Source organism: Actinoplanes sp. CA-015351 (genome assembly GCF_050955685.1).
GTDB lineage: Bacteria > Actinomycetota > Actinomycetes > Mycobacteriales > Micromonosporaceae > Actinoplanes.
The window spans coordinates 4,107,331-4,122,549 of sequence record NZ_CP192102.1; the positions used below are offsets into that span (position 1 = coordinate 4,107,331).

18 protein-coding genes are annotated in these 15,219 nt (G+C 70.4%); 7 read left to right on the top strand and 11 right to left on the bottom strand.

Going from position 1 to position 15,219, the window contains the following annotated elements; all coding sequences use genetic code 11:
* The first annotated feature begins 144 nt into the window (after positions 1-144).
* Positions 145-3,126, top strand: coding sequence for a LuxR C-terminal-related transcriptional regulator (locus ACQP2E_RS18830; RefSeq protein WP_433833419.1), 2,982 nt, complete (start codon positions 145-147; stop codon positions 3,124-3,126).
* The gene (locus ACQP2E_RS18835; protein WP_433833421.1) at positions 3,123-3,659 is read left to right on the top strand and encodes a LuxR family transcriptional regulator; all 537 of its coding nucleotides are present in this window, start codon (positions 3,123-3,125) and stop codon (positions 3,657-3,659) included. Before ACQP2E_RS18830 ends, ACQP2E_RS18835 begins: the two co-directional genes overlap by 4 nt.
* 21 nt (positions 3,660-3,680) lie before the next feature.
* Here ACQP2E_RS18835 and ACQP2E_RS18840 read toward each other — a convergent pair whose 3' ends face one another.
* Positions 3,681-3,902: a hypothetical protein gene (locus ACQP2E_RS18840; RefSeq protein ID WP_433833423.1), complete on the bottom strand. Its 222-nt coding sequence runs from the start codon at positions 3,900-3,902 to the stop codon at positions 3,681-3,683.
* A 160-nt stretch (positions 3,903-4,062) separates the two neighbouring features.
* On the opposite strand from ACQP2E_RS18840, the gene ACQP2E_RS18845 reads away from it, so the two are divergent.
* Positions 4,063-4,926, top strand: a complete 864-nt coding sequence (locus tag ACQP2E_RS18845; RefSeq protein WP_433833425.1) for a GNAT family N-acetyltransferase — start codon at positions 4,063-4,065, stop codon at positions 4,924-4,926.
* Between the two features lie 90 nt (positions 4,927-5,016).
* Positions 5,017-5,964, top strand: a complete 948-nt coding sequence (locus ACQP2E_RS18850; protein ID WP_433833427.1) for a DUF3500 domain-containing protein — start codon at positions 5,017-5,019, stop codon at positions 5,962-5,964.
* Here ACQP2E_RS18850 and ACQP2E_RS18855 read toward each other — a convergent pair.
* Positions 5,949-6,728 carry a lysophospholipid acyltransferase family protein gene (locus ACQP2E_RS18855; RefSeq protein ID WP_433833429.1) on the bottom strand — a complete coding sequence of 260 codons (780 nt, stop codon included), beginning with the start codon at positions 6,726-6,728 and terminating at the stop codon, positions 5,949-5,951. The genes ACQP2E_RS18850 and ACQP2E_RS18855 overlap by 16 nt on opposite strands.
* Positions 6,715-7,092: a hypothetical protein gene (locus ACQP2E_RS18860; RefSeq protein ID WP_433833431.1), complete on the bottom strand. Its 378-nt coding sequence runs from the start codon at positions 7,090-7,092 to the stop codon at positions 6,715-6,717. The genes ACQP2E_RS18855 and ACQP2E_RS18860 overlap by 14 nt, the downstream gene beginning before the upstream one ends.
* 47 nt (positions 7,093-7,139) lie before the next feature.
* On the opposite strand from ACQP2E_RS18860, the gene ACQP2E_RS18865 reads away from it, so the two are divergent.
* On the top strand, positions 7,140-7,301 hold the full coding sequence (locus tag ACQP2E_RS18865) for a hypothetical protein (RefSeq protein ID WP_433833433.1): 162 nt from the start codon (positions 7,140-7,142) through the stop codon (positions 7,299-7,301).
* A gap of 142 nt (positions 7,302-7,443) precedes the next feature.
* Here the strand turns inward: ACQP2E_RS18865 and ACQP2E_RS18870 are convergent, their stop codons facing one another.
* From ACQP2E_RS18870 to ACQP2E_RS18885, 4 genes are all read right to left on the bottom strand, one after another.
* Complete coding sequence (locus tag ACQP2E_RS18870; RefSeq protein WP_433833435.1) at positions 7,444-7,707, bottom strand: hypothetical protein; 264 nt, start codon at positions 7,705-7,707, stop codon at positions 7,444-7,446.
* 29 nt (positions 7,708-7,736) lie between these two features.
* Positions 7,737-8,399, bottom strand: a complete 663-nt coding sequence (locus ACQP2E_RS18875) for a hypothetical protein (RefSeq protein WP_433833437.1) — start codon at positions 8,397-8,399, stop codon at positions 7,737-7,739.
* Between the two features lie 86 nt (positions 8,400-8,485).
* The gene (locus tag ACQP2E_RS18880) at positions 8,486-9,154 is read right to left on the bottom strand and encodes a VOC family protein (protein ID WP_433833439.1); all 669 of its coding nucleotides are present in this window, start codon (positions 9,152-9,154) and stop codon (positions 8,486-8,488) included.
* A 50-nt stretch (positions 9,155-9,204) separates the two neighbouring features.
* Positions 9,205-9,951 (bottom strand): metallophosphoesterase family protein, encoded by a 747-nt coding sequence (locus ACQP2E_RS18885; protein ID WP_433833441.1) that lies wholly within the window; start codon positions 9,949-9,951, stop codon positions 9,205-9,207.
* 58 nt (positions 9,952-10,009) lie between these two features.
* On the opposite strand from ACQP2E_RS18885, the gene ACQP2E_RS18890 reads away from it, so the two are divergent.
* Positions 10,010-10,456 carry a GNAT family N-acetyltransferase gene (locus ACQP2E_RS18890; protein ID WP_433833443.1) on the top strand — a complete coding sequence of 149 codons (447 nt, stop codon included), beginning with the start codon at positions 10,010-10,012 and terminating at the stop codon, positions 10,454-10,456.
* A 144-nt stretch (positions 10,457-10,600) separates the two neighbouring features.
* Here ACQP2E_RS18890 and ACQP2E_RS18895 read toward each other — a convergent pair whose 3' ends face one another.
* Positions 10,601-10,810 (bottom strand): hypothetical protein, encoded by a 210-nt coding sequence (locus ACQP2E_RS18895; RefSeq protein WP_433833445.1) that lies wholly within the window; start codon positions 10,808-10,810, stop codon positions 10,601-10,603.
* A gap of 890 nt (positions 10,811-11,700) precedes the next feature.
* On the opposite strand from ACQP2E_RS18895, the gene ACQP2E_RS18900 reads away from it, so the two are divergent.
* A complete protein-coding gene (locus ACQP2E_RS18900; protein ID WP_433833973.1) occupies positions 11,701-12,657 on the top strand; it encodes a tyrosine-type recombinase/integrase in 957 nt (318 codons plus the stop codon).
* A gap of 240 nt (positions 12,658-12,897) precedes the next feature.
* On the opposite strand, the gene ACQP2E_RS18905 is transcribed toward ACQP2E_RS18900, so the two are convergent.
* From ACQP2E_RS18905 to ACQP2E_RS18915, 3 genes are all read right to left on the bottom strand, one after another.
* Entirely contained in the window at positions 12,898-13,254 is a 357-nt protein-coding gene (locus ACQP2E_RS18905; RefSeq protein WP_433833447.1) for a hypothetical protein, read from the bottom strand.
* Between the two features lie 172 nt (positions 13,255-13,426).
* A complete protein-coding gene (locus ACQP2E_RS18910; protein WP_433833449.1) occupies positions 13,427-14,368 on the bottom strand; it encodes a DUF3626 domain-containing protein in 942 nt (313 codons plus the stop codon).
* Positions 14,365-15,201: an undecaprenyl-diphosphate phosphatase gene (locus ACQP2E_RS18915; RefSeq protein ID WP_433833451.1), complete on the bottom strand. Its 837-nt coding sequence runs from the start codon at positions 15,199-15,201 to the stop codon at positions 14,365-14,367. The genes ACQP2E_RS18910 and ACQP2E_RS18915 overlap by 4 nt, the downstream gene beginning before the upstream one ends.
* Positions 15,202-15,219 lie beyond the last annotated feature (18 nt).

Sequence of the window (15,219 nt, forward strand, 5' to 3'; positions counted from 1 at the left end):
AAGGCCTTTCCTCGCAGCACCGGCAGGACCGACCGCCTGCCTGCATGACAGCCTACGGACCCGGGCGGCGGACCCGGGATCCCGAGTTCGTGCCAGTGACTGTGGTGTTGATGATGGGACCGACGGCGTAAAGGGGGAGCGCAGGTGACGGACGAGCCAGAGCTGGCCGCCCGTACCGTTCTGCGCCAGGGGCCGGCGCTTGTCGTACTCACCGGGCCACCCGGTTCCGGCCGCAGCACCCTGCTCCGCAAGATCGCCACCAGTGTTCCCGGCCCCGCCCACCTCGGCGGCGGCCTCGCCATGCTCGCCGAGGTCCCCGCCCTGGCGTTGTCCCGCGCCGTGCGCGCCCGGTTGCCCGGCGACGACGTGCGCCTGCTCGCCGAAGCGGTTCGATCCCGGGTCCGCGGCGGCCTGCTCGTCATCGACGACCTCCAGCACGCCGACCCGGCCACCCTGGCCGCGCTGCCGCTGCTGGCCCGCAGCATCCGGGTCGTGGTGGCGCTGCGTACCCCGCACCGGGTCGACGTCGACGCTCTGCGTTCTGCCGCGGCCGCCTGGATCCCCGTGCCGCCGCTCGACGCCGCTGCCGCCAGCGCCCTGGCGCGTTCCACCGCCGCCGCACTCGACGAGCCCGGTCTCGCCGCGGTCCTCGCCCGCGCCGGCGGCAACCCCCTGGCGATCATCGCGCTGGCCCGGCAGGCTGCCGCCGGTCGCGCTCCGGTCGGCGAAGACATCGACCAGGTTGCGTACGCCATCGCGACAGCCCTCGCCGACCTGCCCCGCCCGGCCCGCACCGCCCTCGCGGCGCTGGGGCTGCTCGGCCGCCCCGCCCGCGCCGAACTGCTCGGCACCGGCGCCGCCGACCTGCTCTCCGCCGGCCTGGTCACCGCCGAGCCCGGCGGATCGCTGCTGCCCGTCTCGGCGTACGTCGCCGAAACCGCGGCCGGCCTGCTCGACGACGCCGCCCGGGTCGAGCTGCACGCCCGGCTCGCCGAGCTGACACCGCCGGCCGAGGCAGCCCGGCACCTGGCCGCCGCCGGCGACTACGCCGGGGCCTACCGCCGCGCGCTGTCCGCCGCCGACCGCGCCGCCGGCGGCGAACGCGCGGCGCTGCTGCTGTTCGCCGCGGGCTTGGACGTGCCGGTCGACCCCCGGGTACGCATCGCCGCCGCCGACGCCGCCCTCGCCGCCGGCCGCCCGCTGGACGCCGCTGCGGTGCTGCAACCGCTGGCGTTGGTCCCGCCGTCGGCGACGACCCTGGCCCTGGAAGCCGCCGTGCTGCGCGGCGAGGCGCTGCTGCAGGCCGGGGATCCGGTGGCGGCCGGCGACGTGGTACGCCCCGTGCCGGACACCGCGGCCGTACCGGTGGTGGCCGCCCGTGACCGGGTGCTGCTGCTGGCCGGCCTGGCCCTGGAGCCGATGGCGGCGCTGGAACTCGCCGACAAGATCGCCATCCGCCACCCTAAGCCGCTGCCCGGCATCGCAGCGGCACTGGCAGCGGTACAGGCCACGCACCGGTTGACGGGCTGGGAGAAGGCACTGTCCGAGGCCGCGTTCGGTGGTCAAGCCCGCCCGGACGCCGCCGCGCCTTCCCCTCCTGAACCGGCCGTGGAAGGTGGGTCCTTGCCGGACGGGCAGCGCGGGCGGCACCGCAGTGAGGAACCCCGCGCGGTACCGGCCGCCCCGGCCGGGGATCCGCTGATCACCCGGTGGAGCGCCTGGCTGCTCGTCGAACACCTCGCCGCCGACGGCCGCCTGCTGGAGTCGGCACAAGCCGCCGCCAGGGCTGCCGAGACGGCGGGGGAGGCGCTCGCCTACGGCTGGCAGACCCGCTTCCTCGCGGCCGCTGACTGGGCGCTGGCGTTGCACGGCCATCACCTGGGCCTGACCCCGGCCGCAGCAGCCGGGCCGACCGGCCGGTCTGACTCGACCGCATCTGCTGAGCAGGGCGGCTCGGCTGCCTTGAACGACATGGTTGCCTTGAGTGGCTCGGCCTCCCGAAGCGACATGGCTGGCCTGGATGGTTCGGCCGTGGCATCGGTTCGCCCGGCAACTGTGGAACCGGATTTCGGGGCGCTCGCCCCCGCGCGGCCGCCAGGCACGCGGCCCGGCGACTCCGCATCAGAGAGCCCGGCGGCCGTTCCTGGCTCGGGATCGGCTCTCACTCAGGCCGTGGGCTCCTCTGCTGGGTTGTCGGCGGTGGCTCCTGGGTTGTCGGCGGGACCTCCTGGGGCGTCGGGAGTGGCTCCGGGGCTGTCGGGGGCGCTGGCGGATGAGCGCCTGGACTGGGACGGGGCTGAAGGGGTGCTGCGGCGGGCGGCGAACCTCACCGACCGGGCCGTTCCTGATGAGGCCCTCGGTTATGCCATCGCCGCCACCGCTCTCATCGAAGCGGACACCGGGCTGCTCGCCGCCGCCCGGGGACGACTCGGCCGAGCCGCGCCGCACCCGGCGGCTGATTGGGTGGCCCGGGAGGCGGCCTGGCTGGACGGGCAACCGGACCGGACGGATCCACCGGCCGGCACCATCCCGGCCGGACTGCTCGCCGGGTTGCACGCGATCACCGGGCACTGGGCGGCGCATGATCTCGGTGTTCCCGGGTCGGCGCAGATTCCGGTAGGCCTGCCCGGGCCCGCGCGGCGTACGCTCACCGCCTGGGTACTCGGCAGCGGTTTCGCCGCCGCGGCCGACGGGTGGCGGCCGGTCGCGTTGCGCGAGCAGATCCGGTGCCTGATCGCCGCCGGGCTGACCGAGACCGACCGGGACCGGGCCGTCACCGCGCTGCTGGAGGCGGAGCAGCTCGCCGACCGGGCCGGGCTGACCGTGCTCGCCGGCCGGGCACGCCGGGGCCTGCGCCGCCACCAGATCCACCGCGACACCCGCAGTCCTCGCTCCCACGGGCGGCTCACCCAGCGCGAGATCGACGTGCTGCAGCTGGTCGCCGCCGGTGAACCGACCCGCCGCATCGCCGGGCAGCTGGGCATCTCCGCCGAGACCGTCGACACCCACATCCGCGCGAGCATGCGCAAACTCGGCGCCCGCACCCGCACCGAGGCCGCCGCCGTCGCCTTCACCGCGCCGGACGCGCGGCCCGAACCCTTCGAGACCAGCGAGGATGGCCGGTGACCCCACAGCCCGACGCTCCACGCCACGTAGTCGCGACCTCGGCCGAGGCCGACACGGTCCTACGCCGCTTGGCCCGCGAGGGATGGACGGTGCGCTCCGGTTTCGCCCTGCCCGACCCGTCGTGGGATGTCGGCAACGCCCGCCTGGTCCTGCACGGCCGCATCGGCGACGACGACCTCGAATCCGCCCGCCTCGCCGTGCTGGCCTCCGCCCGCGGCGCCGGGGTCGTCGCGGTGTGCGACGCCGAATCCTCCGCCGGGCGTGCCCTGGTCGACGACCTGACCCGGCTCGGCCCGGTCAACCAGAGCGCCGACAGCAGCGGCGACGTGATCGCCAACCTGATCCCCGAACAACGCGCCCTGCTGGACCGGCTCGCCTCCGGTGACACGATCGCGGCGGCGGCCGCTGCCGAGTTCCTGTCGCTGCGCACCGCGAACCGGCGCATCGCCGAGGCCCGCCAGCTCTTCGGAGTCCGCACCACCCGCGAAGCGGTCCTGGCGTACCTGCGGCAACGCCAGCGCCAGCCGGAGTAGCTCAGCGCCAGCCCGAGCAGGTCAGCGCCGGACGCGGCCGAACAGGAAGTAGGCGACTGGGATCACCCCGGCCGAGTTGACCAGGGTGGCGGTGGCCCACACCCATTTCGGGCCGCGGATCTCCTCGGCCGGGCGACGTTTGAGGTCGACCGCCATCGCCGTTTTCAGCGCGGTCTCCACCAGGCCTGCCACGACGATCACGCGCCGCTGGGACGCGCTCAGATCGTTCCAACGCCTCGCCATCACTGCACCCCACTTCGTCGAGGGCTGTCAGGGACAAGGTACCCGCCATCACCGTCATGCCGACGACGCTAAACCCGGCCCCAGGGGACGACTCAAGGCCGGAATCGCGGAAAAACACATCTCTGACCGCAGTCAGAGAACCGGGGTTAGCATCACCGGTATGGAGGCCGACCAGATCGAACGGGTCCGTGACTTCAACCGCTACTACACCGGCCGGCTCGGCCTGCTCGCCGACACCTACCTCGGTCAGGACCGCCCGCTCGGCCAGGCCCGGCTGCTGTTCGAGATCGGCGACGGCTGCGACCTGCGGGACCTGCGCGCCCGCCTCGCCCTGGACTCCGGATATCTGAGCCGGCTGCTGCGCGCCCTGGAGGACCAGGGCCTGGTCACCGTCGACGTGCACCCCAGCGACGGCCGGGTCCGGGTGGCCCGGCTCACCGACGCGGGACACCAGGAACGCGCCGAGCTCGACGCCCGCTCCCGGGAACGCATCGCCGGACTGCTGCACGGGCTCACCCACGACCAGCGCGACCAGCTCATCGCCGCGCAGAACCAGGTACGCCGGCTGCTCCGCCTGTCCACGGTCAGCATCGAGCACGTCGCGGCCGCCGCCGAACCTGCCCGTGACTGCCTGCGCCGGTACGCGGCCGAACTCGACGACCGATTCCCGGAGGGGTACGACGCGGCCAGCCTCACCCCGCCCGCCGAGATGACCGGTGAGCAGCTGCTGGCCTACGAGGACGGGCGCCCGGCCGGCTGCGGGCTCTGGACCCACCTGGAGACCGACGTCGCCGAGATCCGCCACCTGTGGATCGCCCCGGAAGCCCGTGGGCTCGGCCTGGGCCGGCTGCTGCTGCAACACCTGGAGGACGGCGCGTCCGCCGACGGCGTCACCACGGTCCGGCTCGGCACCCACACCGCCCTGACCGAGGCGATCAGCCTGTACCGGCGCAGCGGGTACCACGAGATCGCGAACTACAGCGCGTCGCCGTACAACCAGCTCGCCTTCGAAAAGCACCTCTGACAGGCGGCGGACACACCGGCCGGGCACCACGGTCCGACCTTTATGCGTACCGTGATGGGGTTTTGATCCTCAATTGTCCCGGAGGTCCGGATGCGCAGAAGCCTGACCCTCACTCTGCTGGCGGCAGTGGCCGCCGCGGGGTGCGGCACCACCGATGAGGCCGCGTCCACTCCCGAAGCGCCGGTGCCCAGCAGCGCCGCCGCGGTCACGACGGTGAAGACGCTCGACAACGCCGGCACCGGACCGGGCGGCGCCAACAGCGCCGTGGTCGCCACCGCCGTCATCGACATGCTCGCCATGCTCGGCGCCGGCCAGCGCGCCGAGGTGGTCCACGACATCACCGCCGACCGGGGACGCCAGACCTGGTCCGACCACGCGGCCGCGCAGGTGCCCCGCGAAGGCATCGCGTACGCCGAACTCAGCGGCGTGCAACGCGCCGCCGTCATGGTCGTGCTGGACGCGGCCCTCAGCGACGACGGGTACAGCCAGATCACCGCCACGATGCCGGCCGACGCGCACCTCGCGGTCTACGGCACGCCGTCGGCCACCGAACCGTTCGTCATCCAGCTCGGCGGCAGCCACCTGGCGCGCAACCTCACCTACCACGGCGACCAGGTCAGCATGACGCCCAGCCTCACCGGCGCCGACAGCATCGGCACGAAAGCGGCCCAGGAGGTCTACAACGCGCTCAGCGACCAGGAGAAAACCGCCGCGCAGCTCAGCAGCGGCGTCTCCGACGACCTGGTGAAAGGCCCCGGCCAGGACGGCACCGATTACCCGGCCGCCGAAGGGCTGCTCGTCTCCGAACTCAGCGACGCCGTCCAGAAGAAGGTCACCGCCCTGATCGCCGCACACACCGGCGACCTCGACACGAACGCCGGCGACCGGCTGCTCGCCGCCTACCGCAGTGAATACTCCGCGACCCGGGTCGGGTGGACCGACTCCTACCTGCGTATCGACGGCCCCCGCGTGTGGATCGAAGTCCTCGGCGACGTCAGCGTCTTCCGCGACAAAACCAACGATTACGGCAGCAGCTGACGCGGCCGCACCCGGGACATGTCCCGCGGCCGGCTGTGGTCGATCACCTTCGGCATCCCCATCTCGTCGGCACGCAACGGCGCCAGGGTCTCGTCGATCGCCGTCATGATCAGCCGGGTGGCCCGCATCGCCCGGGCACCAGCGGTCCCGGTCCCGCTTTCCACGGACAGATCCATCGGTACGCCGAACCGCACCCGCACCACCGGACGGCGCAGCATCGACAAGACCACGGCCCGGCCCAGACGTTTCGGAGCCTCGTACGGGATGGCGGCGTGCGTACCCCACTGCGCGACCGGCAGCACCGGCGCGTTCGCCGCCGCCGCCATCCGTGCCACCCCGGTCTTGCCCCGCTCCGGCCACATCAACGGATCCAGACCGATGCGGCCCTCCGGGTAGACCAGCACCATCGCGTTCTCACCGAGAGCCTTCGCCGCCTCGGTCAGCGCGTCCGCCGCATGCGCGGTGTTGCGGTCGACCCGGATGTGCCCGCACCGCCGCATGATCGCACCGACCAGCGGAGCCCGGAACACCCCGCCGGTCGCCATGAACCGTGGCGTGATACCGACCCGGTGACAAGCCGCGGCCAGCACCGCCGGGTCGAACGGGCTGACATGGTTGGCCGCCAGGACCACCGGACCGCGGCGCAGCTGAGCGGGCACCTCGCCGGAGACGTCGAGCCGGCACAGCGGCGCCACGACATAGGGGGAGAGGGCGAGCAGAAACCGCCAGATGCGCGGCGCCCGCCAGGTGTCAGTCGCGTCCATGAGGCGGCCATGATGCCACGGACCGGGCACCGTACGCCCAGACGGCCAGGGCGAACACGCTCAGCAGCATCCCGGCCACCGACACCGCCCGCCACCCACCGGCCTGCCACAGCAGCGTCGCCGCCGCCGAACCGGCCGCCCCGCCGAGAAAATTGCACACCACGAACGCCGTGTTCGCCCGGCTGCGGGCCTCGTGCGCCACGGCGAAGACCCGGGCCTGGTTCAGAATGCCGGCGGTCTGCGCCGCCACATCCAGCAGCACGATCACCGCCACGATCAGGACCGTGCGGGAACCGGCGAACAACGCCAGCACGAACGACGCCAGCATCACCAGCCACGCGACCCCGGCCCCGCGTCTGATCACCGGCCAGGTCACCGGCGAGCGGCACCAGGATCTGACCGGAAACGGTCGTGATCCCCACCGCGGTGATCGCCACCAGCAGCACACCGATCGTCGGCGCCACCGCACACGCCGCCAAGGCCAGCGCCGCACAGGACATCACCGCCGGCACCAGACGCTTACGGTCCAGCACATCACCGAGCGGCACGATCAGCAGAATCCCGGCCGCATAACCGAGCAGGGTGGCCGTGACCAGCCAGCCCGCCGTACCCGTGTGCAGGTCCGCGGCGATGAACTCGAGCAGCGGCTGCGCCCAGTACAGGTTGCCCACCGCCGCCCCGGACGCAACCGCGAACAGAAAGATCAAACCAGACGTCAGGTGGACCAGGAACTCTCTGCGTCGATGTCGAACAGCGTTTCTATCGTCACCGCGACCACCGACGCCTCGCGGGCCTCCACGGTCGACCGGCCGGCGCCGTGCACCAGCGTCGCCCGATAGCGCCCCCTCGCGTGCGAGACCCGCCAGCCCGGCAACACCGCCCGCAGCACCTCACACGCCAGCCTCGGCTCCACCGGCCACGACCGCTTACGCCACACCACTGCCACCCTCCACGCCCGAAGTCCCTCTATGTCCTTCATCGAGCGACACCGGCGCCAAGAGACGGCCTTTATTGAGAAAGCTCGGCCAGCCGGGCCTCCACCTCCGCCAGCTCGGCCCGCAACCGCTCCGCCTGGGCCTGCGCCTCACTGCGCTCCGCCGACATGATGTGCTCGACCGCCTCCTGAACCCCCGGCATGTCGATCAGCGACACCATCTTCAGCGCCTCCGCCGGGCGGATCACATAGGGACGGGCCAGCACCTTCGCACCCTGGGCCGCGGCCACGGTCCACTCGCCGTCCCCGTACGCCAAAGTGACCGTGAGCGACGGGCCTGGCTTGCTTTTCGCGGGTTTCGCCGCGGCCTTGCGCGGAGCCGGAGCCGTCACCTCAGTTACCTCCTTGACCGGCGTGCGCGGAGCAGGCACCGGCTTGTCGATCAAAAACTCCGGGCCGGACAACGGCGGCTCCTCCACCGGTGCGGGCGGCGCCACCTTTTTCACCGGCACCGCACCCCGCGGCGCGATCTGCAGGTCACCGGGGGAGAAGGGCAGCTCATCACGGCCGAACTTCACCACCACGAACTCGTCCGACGACCGATCATTCAACGCCACCACCTGACCGAGCTGCCCGGCTATCTGCCCGGCCGACTCGGTGAACTGCACCTTGGGCTTACGCCCCGCCGCCAGCGCGGCCTCGATGCCCGTCAGATCTTCCGCGCTCAGCGCCGCCATCCCCAACCACCTTCGTACGCCTGTATGAGAAGCGGTCCCTTTCTACCAGCAGCCACCGACAACTTCCGGCAACCACACCGGGAAGATCATCTAAATGGGGACCGAGCCGTTATGCAGTACTCCCGGCCCGCCGGATCCCGCAACGTCGTCCAATCCCGCGGAACCCGCCGCACCACCACCGCACCCAGCGCCACATGACGCGCCGCCTCCGCGTCCACATCGTCACACGCCAGATCCACATGCACCCCGGCCTCACCACCACCGGTCCGCTGCACCAACAGCTGCAACGGCATCCGCGCCGGCGGCAACAGAAACGTGAACTCCGGCAAACTCGACGCCCGCCGCTCCCACCCCGTCACCTGCGACCAGAACACCAGCTCCCGGGCATAAAACGCCGCCGGCACATCCAGACACAACTGATCCACGATGCTCGACTGCGGACCATCCCAGCGCCGCGGCAACGTCAGCTCACGCTCGTACTCCCACGCCACCAGACAGAACACAATTCCCGAAGGGGAGCGCATCACCACCAGGTCATCCTGCGTGTCGACAACCACCGCACCCAGCTCCGCCACCTCCCGCGAAGACCGGAAAGGATCATCGACGTGCAAGTCCAGATGCGCCCGCGCCGGCTCCGTGCTGACTATCTGCAACCGCAGATAGGCGTCACCCTTCTCCGGCACCACCGTCACGAACGACCCCCGCCGCGGCGACAACCCCGACCCCGTCACCGCCAGCCAGAACCGCTCCGCCACCAGCGCCGACTCCGCCGGCGTGTCCAGGAAACCCGTCACCCACCGCACGATCACGCCGACACCCGCCCGGTCCGCAACGCGTACGCCACATCAGCACGCCCGAACCCCTCAGCCAGCGACGCCGCCCACTCCCAGTCGTACTCCACCTGCCGGAACTCCACCTCCCACACACCGGACGCATCATCGGCGACCGCGTACCGGGCATGCGGCGACCCCGCCTCCATCCGATGGACAAAAGGCTCGTCATCCTCATACGCCGGCCACCCCACACTGCCCGGATTCACGATCAACGGGCCACCGGGCAACCGCACCGCACCCGCCAGATGCGTGTGCCCGCACAACAACAACCGATAACCCGACACGTCACCGAGCCGCTCGGCCACCTCCTGCTCGGTGGCATCACGCGCACCCGAGCCCGGATCCACACTGTGCAACAGATACTGCAGGTCATCGGTCGGCGTACCGTGAAAAGCCAGCACACCCGGCACCGGCGACAGCGTCTTCGGCAACGACGCCATCCACTCCCGATGCCGCTCGGTGATCAACTCGCCGGTCACCCGGTCCGCCATCCCCATCTTCTCCACCGGGAACGTCAGCACCTGCCGCTCATGATTGCCCGCCACCGTCGCCAGACCGACATCGATCAGCCGATCCGCCGTCTGCGCCGCCAGCACATAACCCGACAACAGATCACCACAGTTGACCGTCAGATCAACACCATCGGCCTCGATCGCGGCCAGCACCGCATCAAGCGCCAGCAGATTGCCATGGACATCGGAGAGAACCGCGATACGCATCCGATCATTCTCATAAATCCGTGGCCCCGCGACTACCCGCCGTCTAAAGTCGCGCCCCATGCACCTGGCCGAGATCACCCCCGACAACTACGAAGCCGCCCTGGACCTCGCCGTCCGCCCGGACCAGCAAGACCTCGTCGCACCCGTCGTCAAATCCCTGGCCGAGGCGTACGTCTACGGCGAAAGCGCCTGGCCCCGGCTCATCTACGACGCCGACCGTCTCGTCGGCTTCGTGATGGCCTTCCTCGACGTCCCCTGGAGCACCGGCGGCCGGCGCTCCGGCCTCTGGCGCCTCACCATCGCCGCCGACGCCCAAGGCCAGGGATACGGCACCTTCGCCGCCGACAGCGTCTGCGCTCTGCTGCACGCCAGGGGAGAGGCCACGGCATACGTGACGTACCAGCCCCGTGACGGCGGGCCCTCGGCCTTCTACGACAAGCTGGGATTCCGTCCCACGGGCGAACTCAGCGACAGCGAGATCGTCGCCGCCCGCCAACTCCACTGATCAGCGCGGCGCCGATCTCCCCTCGCTCACCCTGACCTCGGCGAATACAGCACTGGGCGCCAGGTCGTGCGGCCCGCCTTGCCAAGAACGCGCCACGTCGTGGGCAGGTGCCCCCTTCGGCTCCTGTCGCCCGAGCGCTGGCGGTCAAGCGGCGGGGGCGCGGTAGGTGCTCGGCCAGGCGGTGCGGCGTTTTCGCTGGCGGCCGTGGATCTTTTCCCAGGCTGCGTCGGCCGCGTGGGTCCACACTTGGAACTTCGCCTCGTCCTCCTCGGTCCACACCGGAGCGGGTACGCCCAATTGCTCCGCGATCTTGTTGAGCGCCTCTTGCCGAAGAGCGATTCCGTCGTCCGTCACGTACTCAACGTAAGCATCGGACGGGGACGTCGGCAGCCCTCTAACGGGGCATTACAGGTGTGCAGGTGCCATATGTCACCCTGTTTCACCCTCCCAGGTTGTCACTGAGGGTCACGAATCGGTGGCGGGGTGGTCACGGCAGGGGAGAGGCCTGCATTGTGCGTGTTCGACGCGGCAGGGGAGAGGCCTGCATTGTGCGTGTTCGACGCCGTGGCTCGGCGCCGGCAGACGACCCCGGAGGTTCGCCTCGGGGGATGAGAGTCCACCGCCGGCAGTGCCGCCGGCGGGCATCAGATGTCGCACGATCGGGAGAACGCGACCTCGTGCGGGCGGTGGCGGTGGCGGTGGCGGCGAAATTGTCGATTCGGGCGCGTGTGCAGCGAACCCTGTTCTGCCGGTCTGGCGCCTCTCCCCGCACCTATAATTCCTGGGTCGATAATGTATATTATGTCAACTTAGCTCTGGGAGGGCTCTCCTGAGAGGGGTTCGGCGCGGCCGTTTTCCGTGTTCCGCGCCGTTTCTTGCCCGCCCGCGCGACCAGCTCCGCCAGAGTCGTTGCCGGCCCTCACGGCAATCCGTGAGGGCCGGCCGGTGACGCGGAAAAGCGCGGAAACAGCGTGACCGCGGTCCGCCGGCGGATGAAGGCTCGGCTGAACCCGGATCGGTCACGTAACGCCGGTGGCGGCGCCTGGGCCCCCTGTCTCCAGCAGCCCTCCCTACCCCGCCGGAGCGGGGCCGTTCTTGCGCGCTCACCGTGCGAGCGGCGCGTGGAGTGGCTGGGATTTGGGCGGCAAGGCGCGTGGGAATCGGGCGATAACACCACACGTCATTCATCTCGTGGTGCGATCGACAGTCGGCTTACCAGCGTAAACAGTGATAAATCATGCATAATGGTGCTTATGCATGAGACTGGAATCGGTACGCATGTTGACGAGTTTCTGGCGGCGCGGGCCACCCGGAAGCCTTCGGTGCACACGCTCTCGGCGTACCGTCGCGATCTGGGCCTGGTGTTGCAGCTGGCCGAGCCCGCGCCGCTCACGGTGAGTGACCTCTCCCCTCGCGTGTTGCGTTCTGCGTTTGCGCGTTTCGCGGCGGACCGCGCCCCCGCTTCCGTCTCTCGGGCCTGGTCGTCGTGGAATGCGTTCTTCACGTTCCTGGTGACTGAGGGTGTGGTGGCCGGAAATCCGATGTCGGCGGTGGACAAGCCTCGGCAGGTGGCCCTCTCCCCCAAGCCGTTGCGGGGTGAGGACACACCGGAGATGTTGTTACGCACGGTGAGCACAGCGGATGAGCGGCAGCGGGATCCGTGGCCGGAGCGCGACGTTCTGGTGCTGGCGCTGGCTCTGTGTGCGGGTTTGCGGTTGTCGGAGATGCTGGCGTTGCGGGTCGGTTCGGTGTCGGGGCGTGCCGGTGAGCGCCGGGTCGAGGTGTTGGGTAAGGGTGGGCGGCCGCGGTCGGTGCCGATCGATTCCGGTCTGGACGCGGCGGTGGGGCGTTATCTGGATTCGCGGCGGGTGCGGTTCGGGCGGGCGGCGTCGACCGCTCCCCTGCTGGTGGATCGGCGCGGTGAGGTGTTGCAGCGTGGGGGTCTGCAGTATCTGGTGCAGTCGTGTTATCGGCGTGCGGGTATCGGGGATCGGGTGCCGCGTGGTGCGCAGTTGCATGCGTTGCGGCACACGTTCGCGACGCGGCTGGCGGAGGACGGGGCGAACGCGTCGGAGATCATGCGGTTGATGGGGCATGCGTCGCTGGCGACGTCGCAGAGCTATATCGAGGTTACGGCGGAGCAGCAGCGGGCGGCGGTGCGTGCCAATCGGACGAACATTGTGCTGCGGGAGCTGGCCTGAGCTGTTCGGCGGGCGGGATTCAGGCGAGAATGCGAGGCATGGACGAACCTGAGGAGCGTGTGCTGGGTCTGGGTCGTCGGTCCCTGTTCGTGGCGGGTGCGGTCGCGGGGTTGTTGACGTTGACCGGGTGTCCGGGTGGTGGGGACGGCGATGACTGAGCAGAGTCGGGTCTGGACCTGGGGTTTGTGAGGGCGCCACGGTTCGCGCGGCAGGTGGTGCCGCATGCGGACCGTGGCGTTGTCACGTGCCGAAGGCGGCGTTCATGGCCAGGAAGATCAGCGGTGCGGCGAGGGCTGCGGAGAGGGTTCCGGCCAGAAACGCCGACGGTACGATCCGGGCCATCCCGATGGTGATCAGCCAGGCGACGAGCATGTAGCCGAGCCAGAGCGGCGCGCCGGCGACCAGGCCGATGGTCAGCAGCGATTCGGAGGTCAGGCACCAGGATTGTTCGGCGCAGTCGCGGCCGCCGGTGAGGATCTCGGATTCGACGATCAGGACGGTGGCGGTGACCACGATGCACCAGGTGAGGGCGACCATTACGGCCCCGTCGGTGCGGATCTTGGCGCGTTCCCACGGCTCTGGTGGCTCTTCCCCCATGCCGATCATTCTGTCATCGACGTGCCTCGTTGTACCGGCTGGAATTGTCGGGGGGTCCGTCTAGGTTGGCGCCATGGTTGCGGATCTGAGTGAACGGCCCAGCGCCCGGTGCGGGCGTCGACGTCGAGGTGCTGACGGCGGGGCGTGGTCTGGAGCGTGGTGAGCTGACCGATCAGTGGGCGGTGTGCGGCCGGCCGAGCAGGACCAGGATGTGCCATAGGTATTTGATCAGCTGGAGGTCGTCGCCGTCGCGGGCCGCGCGGCCGATCACCTCGGCGTCCAGGACGGGGGTGCCGAATCGGGCGGCGATGTCGCGGGCCAGTGGTGGGACGGCTGGGCCGCGCAGATCGGCGGGGAACTCGTCGGCCGGCAGGGCGAAGCCGGTGTGCCAGTGCAGTGGGATGCCGAGGGTTCGCAGGTCGGCTTCGGTGGGCGTACCCATGAAGGAAGGGTCGGCGACGACGGCCGTGACGTGGTCGCGCAGGGTGAGCCCGCCGTGCAGCTGGGCTTCGACGTAGTCGTCGAGGGTGCGTCCGGGCTGGTGTTTCGCGGCGGCCAGGCCGGCTTGCCAGGACTGCGGTGAGGGTGCGGTGACGCCGAGGGCGGTGCCGGTGGTGGCGACCTGGTCGAGCAGGGCCTGCCAGATCGCGCCGAAGGTGTCGGCGGTGCCGACGGCGGTGGGCTGCAGGTGGCTGTCGCCGTGGCAGAACGTCGCCCGGTCAGCCACGCTGGGCCGCAGCACGAGGTGGCAGCTGCCGAACCGGGGTGCGGCGCCGTCCGGGTGCCCGGCCAGGTTGAGGGCGCCGTAGATCGGCCGGCCGGTGACGCCGGTGTAGGCGCCGCCGAACATGCGGTGCTCCCACCGGTCGCGGTCTCCCCCGGGGTACGCGAGAAGGGCGCCACTGGAGATCCGGGTTTCGAACTGGCTGCGGTACACGCCTTCGGCGGCGAGGTGCGCGGAGACCGGCCGGCCGTCGGCGAGCAGCCGGTCGGGGTGGAAGTTCACGGTGATCGCGGCGGGCGGGGCGGTCCCGGGCAGCCCGGCGGCGCGGACGTGGGCGAGAGACAGCAATGACCGGGCGTCGGCCCGGTCATCATTGTTCCGCGTGCTCATTTGGCGGTGATCGTGCCTGTCACCAGCAGCAGCAACAGCAGGGAGCCGAGTGCCAGCCGGTAGAAGATGAAGATGCTGTAGGAGTGCTTCGAGACGAATTTCAGCAGCCAGGTCACCGAGGCGTAGGCGACCACGAAGCTGACCACGGTGGCGACGATCGTGTTGGTCCAGCCGACGCCGCTGGAGATCCGGTCGGCCTCGCTGACGCCCTGCAGGATCGAGGCGCCGGTCAGTGCCGGGATCGACAGGAAGAACGACAGTTTTGTCACTGTCACCCGGTCGAGGTCACGTAGCAGACCCGCGGACATCGTCGCGCCGGAGCGGGAGATGCCCGGGATCAGCGCCATGCACTGCACGACGCCGATGATCAGCGTGTCTTTCCAGGTCACGTCTTTCTCGTTGCGGACCTGGGTGGCGGCGTGGTCGGCGAACGCCATCACACCGCTCCACAGGATCAGCGCGCCGGCGACGAACCAGAGGCTGCGCAGCGTCGTCTCGATCGCGTCCTTGAAGAGCAGCGCGGCGATCACGATCGGGATCGAGCCCAGCAGCACCGCCCAGCCGAACCGGAAGTCCGGGTGGTCGCGCTGGGCCTTGCTGAACAGCCCGCGGAAGAACGCCGGGACCACCCGGGCGATGTCCTTGCGCAGGAACAGGATGGTCGCGAGCACCGCACCGGACTGGATGATCACGGTGAAGGCGGTGATGTCCGGGTCGTCGATCGTGTGCCCGAACAGTTTCTCCAGGATCGTCAAATGACCCGTGCTGGACACCGGAAGGAACTCGGTGACGCCCTCGACCGCGCCGAGGATCACCGCTTCCACGATGCTCATATCCGAACTCAAGGTTTC

Bases quoted from the DNA above. Each gene is read 5' to 3' on its own strand.
- ACQP2E_RS18840 (WP_433833423.1), bottom strand. From the start codon at position 3,902: ATGGCGAGGCGTTGGAACGATCTGAGCGCGTCCCAGCGGCGCGTGATC.
- ACQP2E_RS18845 (WP_433833425.1), top strand. From the start codon at position 4,063: ATGGAGGCCGACCAGATCGAACGGGTCCGTGACTTCAACCGCTACTAC.
- ACQP2E_RS18850 (WP_433833427.1), top strand. From the start codon at position 5,017: ATGCGCAGAAGCCTGACCCTCACTCTGCTGGCGGCAGTGGCCGCCGCG.
- ACQP2E_RS18855 (WP_433833429.1), bottom strand. From the start codon at position 6,728: ATGGACGCGACTGACACCTGGCGGGCGCCGCGCATCTGGCGGTTTCTG.
- ACQP2E_RS18870 (WP_433833435.1), bottom strand. From the start codon at position 7,707: ATGAAGGACATAGAGGGACTTCGGGCGTGGAGGGTGGCAGTGGTGTGG.
- ACQP2E_RS18875 (WP_433833437.1), bottom strand. From the start codon at position 8,399: ATGGCGGCGCTGAGCGCGGAAGATCTGACGGGCATCGAGGCCGCGCTG.
- ACQP2E_RS18885 (WP_433833441.1), bottom strand. From the start codon at position 9,951: ATGCGTATCGCGGTTCTCTCCGATGTCCATGGCAATCTGCTGGCGCTT.
- ACQP2E_RS18890 (WP_433833443.1), top strand. From the start codon at position 10,010: ATGCACCTGGCCGAGATCACCCCCGACAACTACGAAGCCGCCCTGGAC.
- ACQP2E_RS18900 (WP_433833973.1), top strand. From the start codon at position 11,701: ATGGTGCTTATGCATGAGACTGGAATCGGTACGCATGTTGACGAGTTT.
- ACQP2E_RS18905 (WP_433833447.1), bottom strand. From the start codon at position 13,254: ATGGGGGAAGAGCCACCAGAGCCGTGGGAACGCGCCAAGATCCGCACC.
- ACQP2E_RS18910 (WP_433833449.1), bottom strand. From the start codon at position 14,368: ATGAGCACGCGGAACAATGATGACCGGGCCGACGCCCGGTCATTGCTG.
- ACQP2E_RS18915 (WP_433833451.1), bottom strand. From the start codon at position 15,201: ATGAGCATCGTGGAAGCGGTGATCCTCGGCGCGGTCGAGGGCGTCACC.